Below are 22,729 nucleotides of genomic sequence, written 5' to 3'. Positions count from 1 at the left end.
GCGGCGTAATTCAAAAGTTCGCTTTATAAGAATTATTTTTAAAAGAAATAAAGAAAAAAAGCATAGTTTCGTTGACAAACTAAATCCTTCTTTGGTACTTTATATAATAGATTTAGCACTCGTAAGGGAAGAGTGCTAACAGGAGGGATGCAAGATGTTGACAGAAAGACAGCTTTATATTCTCAAAGCCATTGTCGACGACTACATTACGAACGCTGAACCTGTAGGATCCCGTACGATTTCTAAAAGAGAGGACATAAGCTTTAGTCCTGCTACAATTAGGAATGAAATGTCCGATTTAGAAGAACTTGGTTTTTTAGAGAAACCGCACAGCTCAGCAGGCCGTATTCCTTCCCAGAAAGGATACCGCTATTATGTAGACCATCTTTTATCTCCATCAATTTTAACTAAAAAAGATGTTTCTGAAATTAGATCTCAGCTGGCTGTACAGTTTCACGAATCTGAACAGGTGATTCAGCAGTCTGCAAAAATGCTTTCTCAATTAACTTCTTATACCTCTATTGTATTAGGGCCGGAAGTTTTTGAGTCTAAACTGCAGCAGCTGCAAATGATCCCTATATCAGGTGAACAGGCAGTTGTAATCATCGTAACCGACTCTGGTCATGTGGAAAGCCAGACAGTTCAATTTCCTGAAAGTGTCGCCAGTGCTGACGTTGAAAAAGTAGTAAACATCTTAAATGAAAAACTGCGGGGAGTGCCGATTTATCAATTACAGCAGAAGCTTTCGCAGGAAATCGCAGCAGTGCTGAAAAAATATGTATCCAAGTATGAAGTGATGATTCATACGCTGAAAGATATTTTTTCAGATCAGCAGCAGGAAAAAGTATATTACGGCGGAAAGACAAATATTTTAAGCCAGCCGGAATTTAACGATGTGGAAAGAGTCAGAAATATACTCAATCTCTTTGAAGAAGATGCCGTCATTTCCAAGCACCTTCGTTCTGAAGATCAGGGATTAACTATCCGGATCGGCGAAGAAAATGAGTTTAAGCCTTTTGACGATCTTACTATCGTAACTGCTACTTATACGCTGGAAGGAAAATACATCGGCACACTCGGTATTTTAGGTCCTACACGAATGGAATATCCGAGAGTAATAAGCTTAATGGAATATTTTTCTAAGGATATGTCCAAACTTTTAAACAAAAAGCAAAGGGATTAAGTATGTTAAGGAGGTGAACGCAGTGTCACAAGAAAAAAGAGACGACCTGCACGAGGAAGAGGTACAGGAAGCATCTGAAACTGAAAACAATGCTTCATCCGAAGCGGAAGATATAGAGGAAGCAGAAGAAGAGAATGCTGAAGAGGTTTCTCCGGAAGCTGAAGAGATAGAGCAGTTAAAAGCAGAACTGGAAGAAGCACAGAATAGAAATATCCGCCTGCAGGCAGATTATGATAATTTCCGCCGCAGAACAAAAAAAGAAAAAGAAGAAGCAGCAAAATTTAAATCTCAAAAATTAGCAGAAAGCCTTCTGCCGGCTATTGATAATTTTGAAAGAGCGCTGACCATTGAACCTGAAACGGAAGAAGCAAAAAATCTTCTTCAGGGTATGAAAATGGTGTATAACCAGATTTCTGAAGCACTTCAATCAGAACAGGTGAAAGCTATGGATACCGTAGGACAGCCATTCGATCCGCATATGCACCAGGCAGTGATGCAGGTGGAAGAAGAAGGATACGAATCAAATGTTATTGTAGAAGAACTTCAGAAAGGCTATACCTTAAATGATAAGGTAATCCGCCCAGCAATGGTGAAAGTTAACGCTTAATTTGAACAAGGAGGAATTTGATTATGAGTAAAGTAATTGGTATTGACTTAGGTACAACAAATTCATGTGTCGCAGTTATGGAAGGCGGCGAAGCTACAGTAATTTCAAATGCAGAAGGTGCTAGAACTACTCCTTCCGTAGTTTCTTTTAAAGATGGAGAACGCCAGGTAGGGGAAGTAGCAAAGCGCCAGATGATTACAAACCCTGATACGATTACATCGATTAAGCGTCATATGGGTACTGACTATAAGGTGGAAGCAGAAGGAAAACAGCATACGCCGCAGGAAATTTCTGCAATCATTTTACAGAAGCTTAAAGCTGATGCAGAAGCTTATCTCGGAGAAAAAGTAACAAAAGCTGTTATTACAGTTCCTGCTTACTTTAACGACTCTCAGCGTCAAGCTACAAAAGATGCTGGTAAAATTGCAGGACTTGAAGTTGAAAGAATTGTAAACGAGCCAACAGCAGCAGCGCTTGCGTATGGTCTCGACAAAGAAGATGACCAGACGATTTTAGTTTACGATCTCGGGGGCGGTACTTTCGACGTTTCCGTACTTGAATTAGGCGACGGTTTCTTTGAAGTTAAATCTACTTCCGGAGATAACAAGCTCGGCGGGGATGACTTCGATGATGCTATCATTGATCACCTTGTAGCAGAATTTAAAAAAGACAATGGTATTGATTTAAGCCAGGATAAAATGGCGCTTCAGCGTTTGAAGGATGCTGCTGAGAAAGCGAAAAAAGACCTTTCCGGTGTTTCCCAGACACAGATCAGCCTGCCATTTATTACTGCGGATCAGTCAGGGCCGAAGCACCTTGAGCTAACACTCACTCGTGCTAAATTCGAAGATCTTACTTCACACCTTGTGGAAAAAACAATGGGGCCGGCGCGCCAGGCATTAAAAGATGCAGGACTTTCTGCAAGCGAAATTGATAAAGTGGTTCTTGTAGGTGGGTCTACACGTATTCCTGCAGTACAGGACGCTATCAAAAAAGTTACCGGCAAGGATCCTCATAAAGGGGTAAATCCGGATGAGGTTGTAGCACTTGGTGCAGCAATTCAAGCTGGTGTTCTCACTGGAGATGTTAAAGACGTAGTACTACTTGACGTAACACCACTTTCTCTAGGTATTGAAACAATGGGCGGCGTGATGACAAAACTTATTGAAAGAAATACTACAATTCCAACATCAAAATCTCAGACATTCTCCACTGCTGCGGATAACCAGCCTTCTGTTGATATCCACGTAATGCAGGGTGAGCGTGAAATGGCTGCAGATAACAAAACACTCGGCCGTTTTCAGCTGACTGACATCCCACCGGCACCGCGTGGAGTTCCACAGATCGAAGTATCTTTTGATATTGATGCGAACGGTATTGTAAATGTTCGAGCAAAAGATCTGGGTACTAATAAAGAGCAGTCTATTACCATTACTTCCAGCTCCGGTCTTTCCGATGAAGAAGTAGAGCAGATGGTAAAAGATGCAGAAGAAAATGCAGAAGCAGACAAGCAGCGCCGTGAAGAAGTAGACACACGCAACGAAGCAGACCAGCTTGTTTTTCAAACGGAAAAAACATTAAAAGACCTTGAAGATAATGTGGATGCTGAAGAAAAAGAAAAAGCAGAAGCAGCTAAAGAAAAAGTGAAAACAGCACTTGAAGGAGACGACATCGAAGCAATTAAAACGGCAAAGGATGAACTCCAGGAAGTGGTAACACAATTAACTACGAAGCTTTATGAGCAGGCCGCGCAGCAGCAGCAGGCTGAAGGTGAAGGCGAAGCAAAGCAGGACGACGACGTAGTAGATGCAGATTATGAAGAAGTAAACGACGATAAGAAAGAGTAATGGGTGGAAAGTCAAAGTCAGGGTTCTCTTGGCTTTGACTTTTTTCACGAGAACATATCTTTACTCATGGAACCCCAGGTGATAACATATCCGTTATGGAGAAAATTCGGGAGTGGTTAATTTATGGCTAAAAGAGATTTTTACGATGTATTAGGCGTTGATAAAAACGCAGATGAACAGGAAATTAAAAAAGCATACCGCAAGCTGGCACGAAAATATCATCCAGACGTAAACAAAGAAGAAAATGCAGAAGACAAATTTAAAGAAGTAAAAGATGCGTATGATACATTAAGCGACAGTAACAAAAGAGCTCACTATGACCAGTTCGGTCATGCAGATCCTAATCAGGGATTTGGCGGAGCAGGTGGCGGCGATTTCGGCGGCTTCAGTGATATTTTTGATATGTTTTTCGGAGGCGGCGGAAGAAGGCAGGATCCGAATGCCCCAAGGCAGGGTTCCGATCTGCAGTATACAATGACGCTCGAATTTAAAGAAGCTATTTTCGGAAAAGAAACAGATATTGAAATTCCAAGGGAAGAAGATTGTAATACGTGCGGGGGAAGCGGTGCAAAACCAGGTACCTCTCCGGAAACATGTACGCAGTGCGGCGGGGCAGGTCAGCTCAATGTAGAGCAGAATACACCGTTTGGACGAGTGGTCAACCGCCGGGTCTGTGATAAATGTGACGGTACTGGCCAGCAGATTAAAGATAAATGTAATACGTGCGGCGGCCGCGGCAAAGTGAAAAAGCGCAAAAAAATTCATATAAGAATTCCAGCCGGCGTGGATACCGGCCAGCAGATTAGAGTAGCAGGCCAGGGCGAGCCGGGTACCAATGGCGGACCTGCAGGAGATCTTTATGTAGTCTTTAACGTAAAAGAACACGAATTCTTTCAGCGTGACGGAGACGATATTTTCTGTGAAATGCCGATTACTTTTGTGCAGTCTGCACTAGGCGATGAAATTGAAGTGCCGACGCTGGAAGGAAAAGTGAAGTTGAAAGTACCTGCAGGGACACAGACAGGTACACATTTCCGTCTGCGTGGTAAAGGAGCGCCAAATGTAAGAGGTGCAGGCCAGGGTGATCAGCATATACAGGTTAAAATTATCACACCAAAAAAACTATCAGACCGTCAGAGAGAGCTGCTACGCGAATTTTCTGAAGAAAGCGGATCGCAGGCACCGGATGAACAGAGTGAAAATTTCTTTGCGAAAGTAAAGCGCGCTTTTAAAAATTTCGGATAATAGAGAGACAGGGAGCTGAATGAATTATGAAATGGTCGGAAATCAGTATTCATACTACTCAGGAAGCTGTGGAACCTATCAGTCACATTCTGCATGAAGCAGGAGCCGGCGGAGTAGTTATCGAAGATCCAGCCGACTTATTTAAGGAAAGAGACACAAAATTCGGGGAAATCTTTCAGCTCTCTGCGGATGATTACCCGGAGGACGGAGTTATTCTAAAGGCATATCTGCAGATGAACAGCTTTTTAAGTGAAACGGTGGATAATATCAAGCAAGCGGTGACACAGCTGGAGTTCTACGATATTGACATTGGAAGAAATGAAGTCATTTTAAATGAAGTACATGAGGAAGAATGGGCTACCGCATGGAAAAAATATTATAAGCCGGTGAAAGTGGGAGAGCGTATTACAATCTCCCCAAGCTGGGAAAATTATAATCGTGTGACAGAAAACGAAATTGTTGTACAGCTTGATCCCGGTATGGCTTTTGGGACAGGTACGCATCCCACTACAGTTCTCTGCATACAGGCGCTTGAAAGATATATTAAAGGGAAAGAGAGCGTGCTGGATGTAGGGACAGGTTCCGGAGTATTAGCAATAGCCTCTGCCAAACTGGGTGCCTCTTCCATAGAAGCGATTGATCTGGATGAAGTAGCAGTGGAGGCTGCTTTGGATAATGTGAAAATAAATGAAGTTGAGAGCAGCGTGAATGTTACCCAGGGGAATCTTCTGGATCACATTACAGGCACCTACGATGTTTTGGCGGCGAACATACTTGCAGAAGTTATTGTGGAAATGTCGGAAGATGCTTATAAAGCGTTGAAGCCGGGAGGCGTGATTATTACCTCCGGCATCATTGAAAAAAAGCGTAATTTAGTAAAAGAATCTTTAACTCAGGCAGGATTTCAGATCATAGAAGTAGTGGAAATGGAAGGCTGGGTGGCAATTGCAGCTGAAAAAAAGGCAGAGGAGCAAAAATAATGCAGCGCTATTTTCTTGCAGACCACTATTTTCAAAACGGTAAAGTAACTTTCAGTGAAGAAACAACAAAGCATATCAGCCGGGTAATGCGTATGAAAGCAGGCGCCCGGCTGATTGTCTGTAATGAACATGGAGCATGTTTTACAGCGGAATTGACAGAAGAAGAACCCCTTTCCGCAAAAATTATTGAAGAGGAAAAAGACATAAAAGAACTTCCTGTGCAGGTAACTATTGCACAGGGACTTCCAAAGGGCGATAAACTAGAATATGTGATTCAAAAAGGTACTGAATTGGGCGCAGCAAGCTTTCTCCCCTTTACTGCTGCTCGTTCCATCGTGAAATTCGATGATAAAAAAGCAGCCAAAAAAATTGAAAGATGGCAGAAAATAGCCCAGGAGGCAAGTGAACAGGCGCATCGGTCCCGGGTGCCGCTTGTGAAAACTCCTGTTAATTTTTCTTCTTTGTGCAAAGAAGCGGAGAAGTTTGATCACATTATTGCAGCTTATGAGGAGTCTGCAAAGATAGGTGAAAAGACCTTATTCAATCAGACGCTTCAATCAATGTCCGCTGGGGATAAAATTCTTGTTATAATTGGACCCGAGGGCGGTTTATCTGAAAAGGAAGCTGCATCATTAGAAGAGCATCAAGCAATGCTTTGTTCATTTGGCCCTCGTATATTGAGAACAGAAACAGCGCCATTATACGCGCTTGCTGCCCTCTCTTATTATTTTGAACTATCGAGGTGAGAATATATGCGGAAAGTAGCATTTCATACATTGGGATGTAAAGTAAATCATTATGAAACTGAAGCTATCTGGCAGCTTTTTCAGGCGGAAAATTATGAAAAGGTGGAATTCACGGATACTGCAGATGTTTATGTTATTAATACTTGCACAGTAACGAATACAGGAGATAAAAAAAGCAGGCAGGTTATACGCAGAGCGATTCGTAAGAACCCTGATGCAGTAATTTGTGTGACGGGTTGTTATGCACAGACTTCTCCTGCAGAAATTATGGCAATTCCCGGCGTAGATATTGTTGTTGGTACACAGGACCGCCATAAAATGCTTCCTTATATTGAGGAATTTCAGCGGGAACGGGAACCGATTAATGGTGTAGGGAATATTATGAAAACCAGAGTGTATGAAGAATTAGATGTCCCGGCTTTTACAGATCGCACGAGGGCTTCACTCAAAATACAGGAAGGATGCAATAATTTTTGCACATTCTGCATTATACCGTGGGCACGAGGGCTGCTCCGCTCCAGAAAGCCGGAAGATGTTTTATTTCAGGCGAATCAGCTTGTAGAAGCAGGCTACAAAGAAATTGTACTGACCGGAATTCACACTGGCGGCTATGGAGAAGATATGAAAGATTATTCACTGGCAAAACTCCTTGAGGAACTGGAACAAGTAGAAGGATTAAAACGTATTCGGATTTCATCTATTGAAGGAAGCCAGATTACAGATGAAGTAATCCGTGTAATAAATAATTCCAGCAAAATTGTGCGTCATCTGCATGTTCCAATGCAGTCCGGTTCTGATACAGTATTGAAACGCATGAGAAGGAAGTATACGATGGAGTTTTTTAAGGAAAGAGTTGATCGTTTAAAAGAAGCTCTTCCAGGTCTTGCTGTTACTTCAGACGTAATCGTCGGTTTCCCGGGAGAAACAGAACAGGAGTTCCAGGAGACTTATGATTCCATCCGGGATATCGGTTTTTCAGAACTTCACGTTTTTCCCTATTCGAAGCGGACTGGTACACCGGCTGCCAGAATGGAGGAACAGGTGGAGGACGAAGTGAAAAATGAAAGAGTCCATAAATTAATTGAGCTTTCCAATCAGCAGGCAAAGGAATATGCTTCTCTGTATGAGGGAGAAGTGCTGGAAATGATTCCGGAGGAAGCAGATAAGGAAGACAGCAGTCTTTTGATTGGATATACAGATAATTACATGAAAGTGAAAGTGAAGCTGGATGAAGCATTTATCGGAGAAATTGTAAAAGTGAAAATCACTAAATCCGGTTATCCGTTTAACGAGGGCGAATTTGTAAAGGTTGCTGGGGAAGCGGAGAAACTTGCCCTCACCTGAATTTATTGAAAAACCCCATTGACCGGAGATGTAAATTCCTTTATAATCGAATCATACATGCAATCTGGCATGTCTTATTGGTTGTCCGGAGGGAGGGATACAGAATGGCAGAAACACGCGTTCGAAAGAATGAGAATCTCGATACTGCTCTTCGTCGTTTCAAGAAAACGATGTCTAAGGAAGGGACTTTAGCGGAGGTAAAAAAGCGTAAGCACTACGAAAAGCCTAGTATTCGCCGCAAGAAAAAGTCTGAAGAAGCTAGAAAGCGTAAATTCTAAGGAGTGGATCGTTGTGTCTCTATCCGTTCTTGATCAGTTAAATCAGGATATGAAACAGGCCATGCGAGACAAAGACAAGCTGCGTCTGTCGGTCATTCGTTCGGTGAAAGGTGCACTGCAGAACGAAGCGATCAGTCTCGGACACGATCTTTCTGAGGAAGAAGCATTGACCGTGTTAAATCGAGAAATGAAACAGCGCCGCGAATCCCTCCAAGAATTCGATAAGGCAGATCGTGATGACCTTGTTGAAAAGATGCAGTCGGAAATAAACATCCTGACAGAATATCTGCCGGCCCAGCTTTCAGAAGAAGAGCTGCAGTCGATTGTAGATGAAACGATTGAAGAAACCGGTGCTTCCGGTAAATCTGATATCGGTAAAGTCATGGGAGCTGTTATGCCGAAAGTAAAAGGCAAAGCTGATGGTACGGCTGTAAGAAATCTTGTTCAGCAGTCATTGCAATAAAGATTTAAAATGAAAGCACAGGGGACCCCTGTGCTTTTTTATTTTTAATTATATTGTAAATAAAAAGATGCATACTCATCCAGTTGGCAGGGTAAAGAAAAATATGAAGCAGAGGAGGAATTCGAGATGGAAAAACAATCATATTTTGTTATTTGGAGATCAGGCACAGATGTAGAGTTATCACCTATGCTGCCTGATACTCAACTAATTCACTATGAAGTAGTGCTTGACAAGGAAGGAAAGCAGAAAATTGAAGACAAGCTTGCTGAAGTGCAGGAAGGTGATGTAATGCCTGAGCAGATTTTCACTTCACCATTTGATGAAACAAAAGATGAAAAAGAAAAATTAGAACTTGGAAGAGATGAAGATAATCTTTTTCATATGATCTATACGTATGGAACTCCTGAAACTAAAAAACGCCTGGAACAAATGTATAATAGCTAGTTTTAAAAAAGGCATCTCAAAATAAAATTTTGAGATGCCTTTTCATATGAGCCAATTTCATAATGCAATTTTACGGCTGTTTTAACGAATGTCTCAATAAAAAATAATAAAGACGTTCGTATACAAGACAGAGATTGAAACGTAAGACGGCGACTCCGATAGGTGAAAGTGAAGTCTGCAAATTCATTTTGACAGCGCATAGCGGTGAAGAAATAAGTTGAAGACGAGCCCCACCGGTTTTCGCTTTATCTTACATTTTTAAAACAGAAGGAAGACGGATTTTATAAATTACTCTTTCTTTTTTAATGAATTTAGAAGGCAAGGCGGTTTAGACGCCTGTGGAAAAAGAAAGCGTGAAGATCGATGGTTCGTCTCGATCTCCAGCCTTCAACAGAGACACTCATGCAAATTTTTTGCACCATGAAGTATGAAAATTAATACTGCTGTGTAACGAAGGAGAGGACACCCAAAGGATCAGCGCCGTTCGAGAATCCATTTTGGCGGACGTCTTTCCGTCAAAATTAGTCGAGAACAAGCCCTTGGGTAAGCCTCTCCGAAAGTGAAGCAGCAGTATTACTTCTTTTTAGCGGAACTTTTATTTTCAAGGTAGCATAAGAAAAAAGCAGCCGGTATTATTTTTCAGCATCCGGTGCACATAATTTTTAAATCTTCATAAAAATACTTACTGAATCGTGAAACTTTTCTCCAGTGCCGGTCGTAAGATATACTAGAACAATAAGGCACGATGAGGGGAGGCCGGCATAAGTGAAAAACATAAGAATAATGTTGTTTTCCTCGCTGCTTGTTGCAGCGTTTGCAATGATGATTTTTGTTCCTTCTGCAGCACAAACAGAAGGGGAAGGGAAAACAGTTTATTTTGTGCCTGTTGAAGAAACAGTGGAAAGAGGTCTTGAATCATTTCTAAGCAGAGCAATTGAAACCGCTGAAGAAGAATCGGTAGATCATATAGTTCTTGAAATGAATACGCCGGGAGGCAGGGTGGATGCTGCCGGAGAAATAGCAAAAGTTGTAAGAGAAACTGAAATTCCGACAACTGCTTACGTAGTGAGAGAAGCAATGTCTGCCGGAGCTTATATTTCGTTAAATGCAAACGAGATTGTTATGCAGCCAGGGACAGAGATGGGATCAGCGCAGGTGATTGACGGCACAGGGAATGCAGCTGAAGATAAAGCCCAGTCAGCGTGGCTTGGAAATATGAGGTCCGCAGCAGAAATAAATGACCGCGACCCTCAGGTAGCGCTTGCTATGGCAGATCCATCTATTGAAATAGAAGAACTGAACCTTGCAGAAGGAGAATTATTAACGCTTACAGCTTCTGAAGCAGTGTCAGTAGGATATGCTGAAGCAATTGCAGCTGACAGGGAAGAACTTCTAGAATACCTGGGTCTAGAAGGGGCAGAGGTGCAGGAATTTGAACTGAGCTTTGCTGAGCGTATTGCGAGAATTGTTACTCATCCAGTAGTCATACCGATCCTTCTATCTGTAGGGGGACTTGGACTGGTATTGGAATTATATTCGCCTGGATTTGGTATTCCAGGAATAATGGGTGCTTCCGCTTTATTTTTATTTTTCTTCGGTCATACGGTAGCGGGATTTGCAGGATGGGAAGCATTGATATTGTTTATTGTAGGAGCTGGTCTGCTTGTTCTGGAAGTTTTTTCTCCAAGTTTCGGTCTTTTTGGAATTTTGGGACTTGGAGCAATTCTGACAAGTTTGATCATGAGTTCTTTTTCTACAGTTAATATTTTAATTTCTTTTGTTATTGCAGTTCTGGTGACAATTACAGGCATGATTATACTCATGAAATATATTGATCGTGCAGGTCCAATGAAACGAGTTGTACTGAATGACGCCACTACCACAGAACTCGGTTATATTTCAAGTAATTCGCGGGATGATTTAGCTGGAAAGACAGGGGAATCTTTAACTGTCCTCAGACCTTCAGGTTCAGCGATGATTAATGATGAACGACTTGACGTTGTTTCTGAGGGAGGATATATTGAACAAGGAAGAAAAATTAAGGTGGTTTCCGTTTCCGGCTCCAAAATAGTAGTTCGGGAAACCAGGACAGAAGACAAGGATAATAAGAAGGAGGAAAATGAATAATGGCAGATCAGATTGGTATTTATATTGTCATCGGGGTAATCCTCGTTGGTGTAGTTATTCTATTTACGTTCGTACCGGTAGCTCTTTGGATTTCTGCATGGGCAGCTGGAGTTAAAGTTGGTATTTTCCAGTTGGTTGGTATGCGTTTAAGAAGAGTTATTCCTCATCGGGTAGTAAACCCTTTAATCAAGGCTGTAAAAGCAGGCCTGGATATCAGCACCAACAAGCTGGAAGGTCACTACTTAGCCGGGGGTAACGTTGACAGAGTAGTTAATGCACTCATTGCTGCACAGCGTGCAAACATAGAACTTACTTTTGAACGATGTGCTGCGATTGACCTTGCTGGACGGGATGTACTGGAAGCTGTACAGATGAGTGTAAACCCGAAGGTTATTGAAACACCTTTTATTGCCGGTGTGGCAATGGACGGGATTGAAGTAAAAGCAAAGGCAAGAATTACAGTTCGTGCCAATATTGACCGCCTTGTCGGTGGTGCCGGTGAAGACACTGTAATTGCGCGAGTAGGGGAAGGTATTGTTTCCACGATTGGTTCTGCCAACAGCCATGCGGCAGTACTGGAAAATCCGGATATGATTTCCCAGACAGTCTTAAAGAAAGGGCTGGACGCTGGTACTGCATTTGAAATTTTGTCTATTGATATTGCAGATATTGATATCGGTAAAAACATTGGTGCAGGACTGCAGACAGACCAGGCAGAAGCTGACAAGAAAATTGCACAGGCTAAAGCAGAAGAACGCCGTGCAATGGCAGTAGCACAGGAGCAGGAAATGAAAGCCAGGGTAGAAGAAATGCGTGCGAAAGTAGTAGAAGCGGAAGCGGAAGTTCCACTCGCTATGTCTGAAGCACTCCGCCAGGGTAATCTTGGTGTTATGGACTACCTGAACTTCAACAATGTAAAAGCTGATACTGATATGAGAGATTCAATCGGCAAAGCTACAAGTGATGGAAGTGAAGATGATAATTCCGGTGCAACAAGAGCTCCGAAACGATGATAAATAGAAAGGAGCGTTTATTATGGAGAATCTAATAAGTTTACTTCTGGATTCTCCGCTCCTTCTATTCTTTATCCTTGCGGCAATATTCAGTTTTATTCAATCCAGGTCAGGCAGCAGCGACCAGGAAGCGGAAGGACGAACAAACCAGCCGCAGACGTATGAGCAGGGTGAAGAAGTCTCTTCTGAGCGGAGACAGCAGAAAGAATTTGACTGGAAAGACATTTTATTTGAGGGTGAAAGAGAAGCTAAGCAGGAAGAAGCGCCTCAAAAAAGTGAAGAACCTGCAAATAATCAGACGGAAATGCAAAAACATTATGAGAAAGTTCGTAAACGCCAGAGGGAAGCAGAAAAATCTTCTGCAAAAGTAGAAAATTCTCCTATTACAAGAGGGGACATAACTAAAACTGACAATTCTCCTGTAGATATTGATTTCAGTAATATGTCGAAACAGGATATTGTAAAGGGTATTGTCTGGTCAGAAGTTTTAGGGAAGCCAAAAGCAAGACAGTCGAGACGATAAAGAAATAATTTGCTGCCAGTCTTAACGGGACTGGCAGCTTTTTCTTAATTAATTCATGACTGGAAAATACTTTGCACGAGTGAAATGTGAATGGTAAAGTAAAGGTAGCTTTAAATAGTGAATTTTGAAAAGCAGGGAGATTGACGCACATGAATCGCACCATCACTATACCGGCGCAGGATGCCAATGAAGTGCAGGCGCTGTTTGGTCCTAATGATAAACATCTTTTACGTCTGGAAGAAGCTTATAGAATTGACCTTGTAACAAGAGGACAGGAAATCATAATTGAATCCACGGAAGAAACTGCTGATAAAATAGAAAAGATTCTGCTTACCTTACTGCAGTTGATAAGGAAAGGTGTACGTCTCCACGAAAGAGATGTAGCTTATGCAGCCCAGCTGGCTGATAAGGATATGCTTGGTGAAATGCTTGATCTTTATGATGATAAAATTACGGTAACTGCGAAAGGGAAGCCGATTATTGCTAAAACGCTGGGGCAGCGTCATTATGTATCAGCAATAAGGAAAAATGATGTAGTATTCGGTATCGGGCCTGCAGGAACCGGCAAAACTTACCTGGCAGTAATATTAGCAGTACATGCTTTAAAAGAGGGGCATGTAAAAAAGATAGTACTTACAAGACCTGCAGTGGAAGCAGGAGAAAATTTAGGGTTTTTGCCAGGGGACTTAAAGGAAAAGGTAGATCCTTATTTACGGCCGCTGTACGATGCACTGCACGATGTTTTTGGTACGGAGCACACGAACAGACTGATGGAACGGGGAACAATTGAAATTGCGCCGCTTGCTTATATGAGAGGGCGTACGCTTGATGATTCTTTCGTTATTTTAGATGAGGCGCAGAACACAACGCCGGAACAAATTAAAATGTTCCTTACAAGATTGGGCTTCGGTTCGAAAATGGTGGTCACCGGTGATTTGACGCAGATTGATCTGCCAAGAGGAAAACAGTCCGGATTAAAAACTTCTCTCCGCATATTGGATAACATAGAAGGTATTTCGTTCATCCATCTGCAGGCAGCAGATGTTGTCCGGCATTCGCTGGTACAGCAGATGATCGATGCTTATGATAAGGAAGAAGAGCGCTCTAAAAATAATCATTCTTAGAGAACCTTACTAAAGAACATGCCTCTTTTATGCTGCCATGTATCTTCACAGTGCCATCAAAAAAACAAAGTTATTTAACTATTTATATCCATCATAAGTAAAAAATCTTATGATGGATTTTTAAAAGACAGGAGCATGAATAACTAATTTAAGCAGCTGGACCAGCAAGTAAGCTTTCATTAATTCATCATTTTACTGATGCTGGAAAAAACATAGAGGGTTACTTCTGCAGCTCATGGGAGCAGAAGAAATTAGCCGAAGAATAATTCTCAGGCATGTATTCCCTGAAATATAAATAAGAGATATTTTAATTTGGAAGAACCTGCAGAGTAAAAAACAAATAAAAATTCACTCACTGCTCACACATAGATATTTTTTGAAAACGGTAAATAACGGCATAGGGAAAGGTGGGGACCGGTGTGCCCAGTCAATCTTCAATTGAGCACCATAGCTGGTGGAAAAAAATCAAAAACCACCGCTATATTCGCTTCTTTTTATTTCTGATATTTGGATTAATAACGTTTGGCCTTCTGGCTTCCAACGTTATTCCGGATAATATTGATATTGAAGCAGGCGCTGTTTCAACGCAGGACATCCGCTCTCCTGTTACGATTGAAAAGACAGAGGAAACAGAACGGATCCAGCAGGAAGCAGCTGAGAGTGTGGAACCTGTTTATACGCTGAATGCAAGATATGCTGATAACCAGATGGAGCGAATTAATGATGTCTTTCATTCAATCAGGCTCATTCAGCTGGAAGTCCGGGAACAAAGAGGAGATTTTTCGAATATTGGAGATGCCGAAGCCGGGGTTACCCAGGATGAGGATCAAAATGTCTGGACAATGGAAGAACGGATCGAAGAACTGCAGGCCCGCCTTTCCCCTGAGCTGGGAGAACAGCTTTCAGAAGAAACACTGCAAACTTTATTAAACGCTTCTTCAGAGGAGCTGCAGGTTGCCCAGGAAGCTACTACGAGTGCAGTCTATGATGTGATGACTGAAGAAGTGGGGCTGGGGGATGTCAGTGAAGCCAGAGAAAATGCAGAAGAGAAGGTAAGGGCTGCTTCGGTAAGGGCTGGTTTATCTGATGCGATGACTGAAGTGGCCCGCCGGGGGATCACCGCCAACTATATGATAGATGAAGAAGCCACGCAGGAGGCCAGACAGTCAGCAGCTGAGATGATAGAACCGGCAATGATAAGAGAGGGTCAGCTGTTAGTGGAGGAAGGCCAGGTAATTACTGCTGAAGTCTACGAAGATTTATCACTCGTCGGATTAACGGATGATAACTATAATTACAGTCCGTTATTGGGACTTGCTATGCTGGTTTTCCTAATGATGTTTGTATTGGCCTTATATTTGAATAAAGCGAAAACTTCGCTCCAGTCAAATAATACACATCTGCTTTTGTTTATGCTTGTGTACGCTCTTACCTTAATATTAATGAAGCTTACGAGCTTCTTGTATCAGACAGATCTTCCAGGAGTGAGCTATATCGTGCCCGCTGCCGCAGGAACTATTTTAGTAGCAATGCTGCTTCAGTCAAGAGTAGCTTTGTTTATGAGTTTTTTACTTAGTATCGCTGCAAGCATTATATTTAACCAGCAGACAAGCGGAATGATGGACTATTCTTTTGGATTATTTGTTTTTTTCAGCGGAATTGCCGGAGTTTTCTTTTTAAATCAGTCCAATAGAGTTTCGCACATGCTGAAAACAGGTACGTTAATTTCCCTGATCAATCTTACTATAGTGATGGCACTGATATTGCTGAAGAGTCTGCCGCTGAGTATCGCAGAATTAGGGATGTATGCAGGTTATGCTGTTACTAGCGGATATTTGTCTATCATCCTGGCAGTAGGCCTACTTCCGTTTTTTGAAGCTGGGTTTGGTGTTTTGTCCACCTCAAAACTAATTGAATTATCCAATCCGAATAAACCGCTGCTTCGGAAAATTCTGCTGGAGGCACCAGGAACGTATCATCACAGTGTAGTTGTAGCAAATTTAGCGGAAGGTGCTTGTGAAGCAATAGGAGCAAATGGTCTGCTTGCAAGGGTCGGCGCTTATTATCATGATATCGGTAAAACAAAGAAACCGCAGTTTTTCATTGAGAATCAAATGAAAATAGAAAACCCGCATGATAAAATACCTCCAAAGAAAAGTGCGGAAATAATTATCGCTCATCCTTATGAGGGAGCGGATATGCTGCGGCGTGAAAAATTTCCTAAAGAAATTATTGAGATTGCGGAGCAGCACCATGGTACCACTCTGTTGAAATATTTTTATTTTAAAGCAAAAGAAGCTGGAGAAAAAGTTTCAGAGAATGAGTTCAGATATCCCGGTCCCCGTGCCCAGACAAAAGAAATAGCGATCGTAGGCATTGCGGATAGTGTAGAAGCTGCTGTAAGGTCGATGCAGTCACCTACATTTGAAAAAATTGAAGATCTGGTGCGTAAAATTATGAATGACAGACTGGAGGATGGCCAGTTTGATGAATGTGATATTACTTTAAAAGAGCTGCATAAAGTATTTCTCTCTATATGCGAAACTTTAAAAGGAACATTTCATTCAAGAATAGATTATCCAGACGATGAAGATATGAAAAAAGTAGAGGGGGAGTAGTATTATGTATCTGATAGAGATTAATGACGAAACATCACAGCTTTCGGAAAAAATCCTCGAAAGTCTGCAGGGGGTCTTGAAAAAAGCAATGGTTTCAGAAGATACACCGGAAGATACAGAAATATCTATAACTATCGTAAATGATGAGGCGATTCAATCACTTAACAAGGAATACAGGGGGAAAGACAAACCTACAGACGTCCTTTCTTTTGCGCTTAACGAGGGAGAGGAGGAAATCTTTGGAGCTGATATTCCAAATACTCTGGGCGATATTATTATCTCTATTGATAGAGCGCGTCTGCAGGCGGAAGAATATGAACACTCTTTAGAAAGAGAAGTCTGCTTCCTTGCAGTACATGGATTTCTGCATCTGAAAGGTTACCTTCATGAATCAGAGGAAGAAGAAAAAGTGATGTTTACCAGACAGAAAGAGATTTTAGAGGCGTATGGAATACAAAGATAATAAATCATTCATTTCCTGGAGCCGATTAAAAAAGAGCTTTCATTATGCCTCGCAAGGAGTTCGCTTTACCTGGAAAAATGAGCAGAACTTCCGGATTCATACACTTGTAGCTTTTATCGTATTTATTGCAGCCCAGGTGTTCAATATTCCACTATTGGAGCAGGCTGTATTATTTATCGCAGTGGGAGCTGTGCTCTGCCTGGAATTATTAAATACTTCAATAGAGCATATAACTGATTTAATTATACAGACTTATGATGAACGGGCGAAAATAATCAAGGATACCGCAGCAGGAGCAGTGCTTGTATTTTCATTGACAGCGGCAATTGTAGGCGGTATGATATTCATCCCTCGTATCATACATATTATATTTTAATAGGCGGTGTTAAAATGGGAACGAAAGAAGATTTAATAAGCAAAGCAAAAAGTGCACGTGATACGGCATATGTACCCTATTCGAACTTTCCGGTGGGAGCTGCGCTGGAAGCAGAAGATGGAACAATTTATACAGGATGTAATATTGAAAACGCAGCATACAGCATGTGCAACTGCGGAGAAAGAACTGCGATCTTTAAAGCGGTTTCAGAAGGAGCAAGAAAATTTATTGCAATTGCAGTCGCGGCTGATACGGAAGGACCGGTGTCTCCATGCGGGGCATGCCGTCAGGTTATGTCGGAGCTGCTTCAACAGGATACGAAAGTATATTTAACAAACATGAACGGGAACGTGGAAGAGACTTCGGTGGCAGCTTTGCTTCCGGGGGCTTTCACCAAGGAGGATCTGCATGGCTGAAACACCATTTAAATCAGGATTTGTAGCGTTGATCGGCCGGCCGAATGTTGGTAAATCAACATTGTTGAATAACCTTTTAGGTCAAAAAATAGCAATTATGAGTGATAAGCCTCAAACTACGAGAAATCGTGTCCAGGGAGTGTATACCGAAGAACGAGGCCAGGCTGTGTTTATTGATACACCGGGGATTCATAAACCTAAACACCGTTTAGGTGACTTTATGTCCAAAGTAGCAAGTACAACATTGCGCGAAGTAGATCTGATTCTTTTTCTAGTGGATGCCAAAGAAGGAAAAGGAGCCGGGGACAGCTATATTATCGAACGCTTGAAAGATACTAAAACTCCCGTATTCCTTGTGGTAAATAAGATAGATGAAGTGCATCCCGATGAACTGCTTCCGATCATTGCTTCCTATCAGGAAGAGTTTAATTTTGATGAAGTTATTCCAGTTTCCGCCCTCGAGGGAAATAATGTACCGGTACTTGTAGATCAGGTGTTTCACCGTCTGGAGGAAGGACCACAGTTTTATCCATCTGACCATGTAACTGACCATCCGGAACGATTTTTAATGTCCGAGATGATACGTGAAAAGGTCTTACATCTGACGAGGGAGGAGATCCCTCATTCCATCGCTGTAGAAATTGAGCAGATAAAGCCGCGTGAATCAAATGATACAGTTTATGTAGGAGCTGTAATTGTGGTAGAAAGGAAGTCGCAGAAAGGTATTATTATTGGGAAGCAGGGATCCCTGTTAAAAGAAATTGGAAAGCTTGCAAGACAGGACATTCAAAATCTGCTTGGAACGAAGATATTCCTGGAATTATGGGTGAAAGTAGAAAAGGACTGGCGCAACAAACCTAAATATTTAAAGGAGTTTGGATACGACCAGGAAGACTATTAACACAATAAGGCGGGAGAACTGTGCTGAATAAAGTTGAAGGAATCGTGCTGCGAACGACAGATTATGGTGAAACTCATAAAATCATTACTGTGTATACCGAGGAACTTGGGAAAGTAGCATTGATGGCGCGTGGAGCGAAAAAACCGAAAAGCCGTTTCGCTGCTGCGTGTCAACCTTATGTTCAAGCCGTTTTTGTGTTTAATCAGTCGAGAGGAATGGGGAGTTTAAGTTCCGCGGACATCGTAAATTCGTTTCGATATATCCGGAGCGACCTGATGAAAACTGCTTACGCTTCCTATGCGGTCGAACTTCTTGATAAGCTGACGGAAGACAGGGAACCAAACCCTCCACTTTACGATCTGCTTTCTGATATCTTTCTTCGTATGAATGATGAAGGAGAAGAGGAAATTCTGATTCGCATCTTTGAAACGAAAATGCTGTATACAACTGGTGCTGCCCCTGTTCTCCATGCGTGTGTAAACTGCGGAAATATGGAAGAACCACTGCGCTTTTCGCTGTCGCATGCTGGCGTACTCTGCCGTGATTGTATTCATCTGGATAAATATCCACTTCCGGTAGGGCCTCAGGCAGTAAAGCTGATGCGTCTGTTTCAGCAGTTGAATCTGGCAAGGCTTGGAAAGATTTCCGTAAAGCCGGAGACTAAAAAACAGCTGCAGCTGCTTCTTGAAGCATACTACGATGAATATGTGGGAGTATACGTGAAGGCGAAGCGTTTTTTAAAGCAGATGGAAGATTTGGAGAACAGGCAGGTTGACAAGGATTCAGATTTTACGTAAGATTTAATCACGAATAAAAGCCGCATTGAAAAAGATTAGTACTCTTTTATGGAACCTTTACATCAGCGAGTCCGGAATAGTGGAAGCCGGGTGGTTACCGAAAGAGGAAGGCGCTTTGGAGCGGATGCACGTAAAGTGGAATCGCCGACTGCGATTCAAGTAGGGTGGAACCGCGGGTAACTCTCGTCCCTATATCTTGCTGAAGATATAGGAGACGGGAGTTTTTTTGTTTTTCATCGAAATTTATTAATATAATGGAGGGTGTTATTGTGAATGTACAAGAAATGATACTTACACTGCAGGATTTTTGGGGAAAGCAGAACTGTCTTCTGCTGCAGCCGTACGACATAGAAAAGGGAGCAGGAACGATGAATCCGATGACTTTCCTAAGAAGCATTGGTCCTGAGCCATGGAATGTAGCATATGTGGAGCCTTCCAGACGCCCGGCAGACGGCCGGTATGGTGAAAATCCAAACCGCCTTTACCAGCATCATCAGTTTCAGGTAATTATGAAGCCGTCTCCAGATAATATTCAGGAATTGTATCTTGAAAGCTTGAAAAAGCTCGGAATTGATCCTGAAGCACATGATATTCGTTTTGTAGAAGATAACTGGGAAGCGCCGACACTTGCTGCATGGGGACTCGGCTGGGAAGTTTGGCTGGATGGAATGGAGATAACCCAGTTTACTTATTTTCAGCAGGTTGGGGGTCTCGATGCAAAGCCGGTTTCTGTAGAAATCACTTATGGGATCGAGAGGCTCGCTTCTTATATTCAGGATAAAGAAAATGTATATGACCTTGAATGGGTTGGGGATTTTACCTACGGCGACGTTTTTAAACAAAATGAGTATGAACAGTCTAAATATGCTTTTGAAGTAGCAGACAGACAAATGCTGTTCCAATTGTTTTCGACTTATGAAAAAGAAGCTAAAAGAGCACTCGAGGCTGGCCTCGTAATTCCATCTTACGATTATGTGCTTAAATGCTCCCATGTATTCAATCTCCTGGATGCCCAGGGTGCGATATCAGTTACTGAAAGAACAGGATATATCGGCCGTGTCCGTGCACTTGCAAGGAACTGTGCCAAAACATACTATGAATCCCGAGAAGCTCTCGGATTCCCTATGATAAAGGAGGAGAATCCACATGAATAAAAAAACATTGTTACTTGAAATAGGTTTGGAAGAAATGCCGGCAAGGTTTGTAACGAACGCAATGAATGAACTTACAACCCGTACTGAATCGTGGCTGAAAGATCTCCGGATGAACTTTGAAAGCGTACAGGGTTATTCCACTCCGAGACGCCTTGCTGTGATGGTTACGGAACTGGAAGATAAACAGCCGGACATTGAACAGGAAGCAAAAGGGCCGTCAGAGAATGTAGCTGTAAAAGATGGAGCCTGGACGAAAGCAGCAGAGGGCTTTGCAAGAGGACAGGGAGTTTCTGTAGATGACCTTTATTTTCAGGAGTTAAAAGGTGAAAATTATGTATATGCTAAAAAATATATTCAGGGCGAAAATGTGCTTTCACTTCTTCCGCAGCTGAAAGAAGTTTTATTGCAAATTCCTTTTCCGAAAAACATGAAATGGGCAGATAATGATCTTCGTTATGTAAGACCAATCAAATGGATTACCGCTTTACTCGATGAAGATGTTATTCCATTTGAGATTACAGAGGTGTATTCCGGAAGAAGTACACAGGGCCATCGTTTCCTTGGTAATAAAGTGGAACTCGACCGGGCGGAAGATTATGTGGAAACATTAATGGGGCAGCATGTGATCGTGAATCCTCTGGAAAGGAAGCAGGCAATTCAATCACAAATTGAAGATATTGCAGATAGCGAAGGCTGGGTAATTCCTGTAAATGAAGATCTGCTGGAAGAGGTTAATAATCTTGTGGAATATCCTACTGCGCTGTTCGGTTCGTTTGACGAGAGCTATCTTCAGGTTCCTGACGAAGTATTAATTACTTCGATGAGAGAGCACCAGCGGTATTTTCCCGTAATGGATAAAGAAAATAATCTGCTTCCTTTCTTCATAACAGTACGTAACGGCGATCACCGCCACCTGGAAAATGTGCGAAAAGGAAATGAAAAAGTGCTGAGAGCCAGACTGGCTGATGCAGAATTCTTTTTTAACGAAGATAAAAAAGAAACTTTGGAAGCTCGGCTGCCAAAGTTGGATGCTATTGTTTATCATGAAGAACTGGGGTCAGTGGGAGACAAAGTCAAACGAGTGGAAACGATCACAAGGTTTCTCGCTTTACAGACGAAAGCAGCCCCTGAAACTGTAGAAACGGCTTTAAGAGCTGCAAAATTATCTAAAGCAGATCTGGTCACACATATGGTAGGGGAATTTACAGAGCTCGAAGGAAACATGGGTGAATATTATGCACTGAATGATGGAGAAACTACCGCTGTGGCTCAGGCGATTCGTGAACATTACATGCCGAAACAATCTGGAGATCTGCCGCCGGCATCTGAAGCTGGCAGCCTGGTGGGAGCTTCAGAAAAGTTGGATACTCTTCTTACAAGTTTTGGTATAGGAAATATTCCTACAGGCTCTCAGGACCCGCACGGGTTAAGAAGGCAGACAGCTGGTATTCTTCAGATTTATCTGGCAGCCGGCTGGAAATTTGATTTGTTTGCTTTCATGGAGGAAGTTCTTTCTATTATTGAAAAAGAAGGAATCTTAAAACGAACTGTAAAAGAAATTATGTCAGATCTGCATGAATTTTTTGAGCTTCGCTATAAAAACCTGCTGAAGGATACGGGCGTAAGATACGATGTAGCAGAGTCAGTAATGAATGCAGGAGTTTCTTATCCGCATGTCGTAATGAATAAGAGCAGCTTTCTTATGAATCAGCTGGAAGATCCAGTGTTTAAAAAGGAAGTGGAAGCCTTCAGCCGCGTTACTAACATTGCACAGAAAGCAGATGAGCATACCGTAATTGCTCCTGAACAATTTCAACAGCAGGAAGAAAATAACTTGTATGAAGCAACCGTTTCAGCACAAGAAGAAATATTAGAAGCGGAACAATCAGGAAATGTTGCTTCAGCTTATGAGACCCTAAAGAAACTGGTTCCTGTTATTCACGAATATTTTGACAATATTATGGTAATGGCAGAAGAAGAGGAAATAAAACAGAACCGGCTGGCACAGATGCAGCGGACTTCCACGCTTATACGTTCCTTTGCTGATTTCCAAAAAATAGTATTTCACTCTCAGAATTAA

General features: G+C 42.1%; 22 protein-coding genes. All 22 read left to right on the top strand.

Features of this window, described 5'->3' with window-relative positions; all coding sequences use genetic code 11:
• Positions 1-154 precede the first annotated feature (154 nt).
• The 22 genes from hrcA to glyS all read left to right on the top strand — a co-directional run bounded on the left by hrcA (position 155) and on the right by glyS (position 22,729).
• Positions 155-1,183, top strand: coding sequence for a heat-inducible transcriptional repressor HrcA (gene hrcA / locus BLP92_RS04235; protein ID WP_090840865.1), 1,029 nt, complete (start codon positions 155-157; stop codon positions 1,181-1,183).
• A gap of 22 nt (positions 1,184-1,205) precedes the next feature.
• Positions 1,206-1,790, top strand: coding sequence for a nucleotide exchange factor GrpE (grpE, locus tag BLP92_RS04230; protein ID WP_090840863.1), 585 nt, complete (start codon positions 1,206-1,208; stop codon positions 1,788-1,790).
• 23 nt (positions 1,791-1,813) lie between these two features.
• Positions 1,814-3,637 carry a molecular chaperone DnaK gene (gene dnaK / locus BLP92_RS04225; protein WP_090840861.1) on the top strand — a complete coding sequence of 608 codons (1,824 nt, stop codon included), beginning with the start codon at positions 1,814-1,816 and terminating at the stop codon, positions 3,635-3,637.
• Between the two features lie 123 nt (positions 3,638-3,760).
• Complete coding sequence (gene dnaJ, locus BLP92_RS04220) at positions 3,761-4,882, top strand: molecular chaperone DnaJ (RefSeq protein WP_090840859.1); 1,122 nt, start codon at positions 3,761-3,763, stop codon at positions 4,880-4,882.
• A gap of 26 nt (positions 4,883-4,908) precedes the next feature.
• Positions 4,909-5,862 carry a 50S ribosomal protein L11 methyltransferase gene (gene prmA / locus BLP92_RS04215; RefSeq protein WP_090840858.1) on the top strand — a complete coding sequence of 318 codons (954 nt, stop codon included), beginning with the start codon at positions 4,909-4,911 and terminating at the stop codon, positions 5,860-5,862.
• Entirely contained in the window at positions 5,862-6,608 is a 747-nt protein-coding gene (locus BLP92_RS04210; protein WP_090840856.1) for a 16S rRNA (uracil(1498)-N(3))-methyltransferase, read from the top strand. The genes prmA and BLP92_RS04210 overlap by 1 nt, the downstream gene beginning before the upstream one ends.
• Positions 6,609-6,614: 6 nt before the next feature.
• Complete coding sequence (mtaB, locus tag BLP92_RS04205) at positions 6,615-7,952, top strand: tRNA (N(6)-L-threonylcarbamoyladenosine(37)-C(2))-methylthiotransferase MtaB (RefSeq protein WP_090840854.1); 1,338 nt, start codon at positions 6,615-6,617, stop codon at positions 7,950-7,952.
• Positions 7,953-8,056: 104 nt separating this feature from the next.
• On the top strand, positions 8,057-8,230 hold the full coding sequence (gene rpsU / locus BLP92_RS04200) for a 30S ribosomal protein S21 (RefSeq protein ID WP_090840853.1): 174 nt from the start codon (positions 8,057-8,059) through the stop codon (positions 8,228-8,230).
• Between the two features lie 13 nt (positions 8,231-8,243).
• Positions 8,244-8,693, top strand: a complete 450-nt coding sequence (locus tag BLP92_RS04195; protein ID WP_090840851.1) for a GatB/YqeY domain-containing protein — start codon at positions 8,244-8,246, stop codon at positions 8,691-8,693.
• 126 nt (positions 8,694-8,819) lie between these two features.
• Positions 8,820-9,137, top strand: coding sequence for a hypothetical protein (locus BLP92_RS04190; protein ID WP_090840849.1), 318 nt, complete (start codon positions 8,820-8,822; stop codon positions 9,135-9,137).
• Positions 9,138-9,902: 765 nt separating this feature from the next.
• A complete protein-coding gene (locus tag BLP92_RS04185) occupies positions 9,903-11,264 on the top strand; it encodes an NfeD family protein (RefSeq protein ID WP_244516640.1) in 1,362 nt (453 codons plus the stop codon).
• Positions 11,264-12,277 (top strand): flotillin-like protein FloA, encoded by a 1,014-nt coding sequence (gene floA / locus BLP92_RS04180; RefSeq protein WP_090840847.1) that lies wholly within the window; start codon positions 11,264-11,266, stop codon positions 12,275-12,277. The genes BLP92_RS04185 and floA overlap by 1 nt, the downstream gene beginning before the upstream one ends.
• Positions 12,278-12,299: 22 nt before the next feature.
• Complete coding sequence (locus BLP92_RS04175; RefSeq protein ID WP_090840845.1) at positions 12,300-12,800, top strand: hypothetical protein; 501 nt, start codon at positions 12,300-12,302, stop codon at positions 12,798-12,800.
• Positions 12,801-12,949: 149 nt separating this feature from the next.
• Positions 12,950-13,924: a PhoH family protein gene (locus BLP92_RS04170; RefSeq protein WP_090840843.1), complete on the top strand. Its 975-nt coding sequence runs from the start codon at positions 12,950-12,952 to the stop codon at positions 13,922-13,924.
• Positions 13,925-14,343: 419 nt separating this feature from the next.
• Entirely contained in the window at positions 14,344-16,542 is a 2,199-nt protein-coding gene (locus BLP92_RS04165; RefSeq protein WP_090840841.1) for an HD family phosphohydrolase, read from the top strand.
• Positions 16,543-16,546: 4 nt separating this feature from the next.
• Positions 16,547-17,005 (top strand): rRNA maturation RNase YbeY, encoded by a 459-nt coding sequence (ybeY, locus tag BLP92_RS04160; protein WP_175444172.1) that lies wholly within the window; start codon positions 16,547-16,549, stop codon positions 17,003-17,005.
• Positions 16,989-17,381 (top strand): diacylglycerol kinase family protein, encoded by a 393-nt coding sequence (locus tag BLP92_RS04155; RefSeq protein WP_090840838.1) that lies wholly within the window; start codon positions 16,989-16,991, stop codon positions 17,379-17,381. Before ybeY ends, BLP92_RS04155 begins: the two co-directional genes overlap by 17 nt.
• 14 nt (positions 17,382-17,395) lie before the next feature.
• A complete protein-coding gene (locus BLP92_RS04150) occupies positions 17,396-17,797 on the top strand; it encodes a cytidine deaminase (protein ID WP_090840836.1) in 402 nt (133 codons plus the stop codon).
• Positions 17,790-18,698 carry a GTPase Era gene (era, locus tag BLP92_RS04145; protein ID WP_090840835.1) on the top strand — a complete coding sequence of 303 codons (909 nt, stop codon included), beginning with the start codon at positions 17,790-17,792 and terminating at the stop codon, positions 18,696-18,698. Before BLP92_RS04150 ends, era begins: the two co-directional genes overlap by 8 nt.
• Before the next feature lie 20 nt (positions 18,699-18,718).
• Positions 18,719-19,495 (top strand): DNA repair protein RecO, encoded by a 777-nt coding sequence (gene recO, locus BLP92_RS04140; protein WP_090840833.1) that lies wholly within the window; start codon positions 18,719-18,721, stop codon positions 19,493-19,495.
• Positions 19,496-19,764: 269 nt separating this feature from the next.
• Positions 19,765-20,649: a glycine--tRNA ligase subunit alpha gene (gene glyQ, locus BLP92_RS04135; RefSeq protein WP_090840831.1), complete on the top strand. Its 885-nt coding sequence runs from the start codon at positions 19,765-19,767 to the stop codon at positions 20,647-20,649.
• A complete protein-coding gene (gene glyS, locus BLP92_RS04130; protein ID WP_090840830.1) occupies positions 20,642-22,729 on the top strand; it encodes a glycine--tRNA ligase subunit beta in 2,088 nt (695 codons plus the stop codon). The genes glyQ and glyS overlap by 8 nt, the downstream gene beginning before the upstream one ends.

The organism is Alkalicoccus daliensis (assembly GCF_900103955.1).
GTDB lineage: Bacteria > Bacillota > Bacilli > Bacillales > Salisediminibacteriaceae > Alkalicoccus > Alkalicoccus daliensis.
This window is presented reverse-complemented; position numbering and strand designations above follow the sequence as displayed.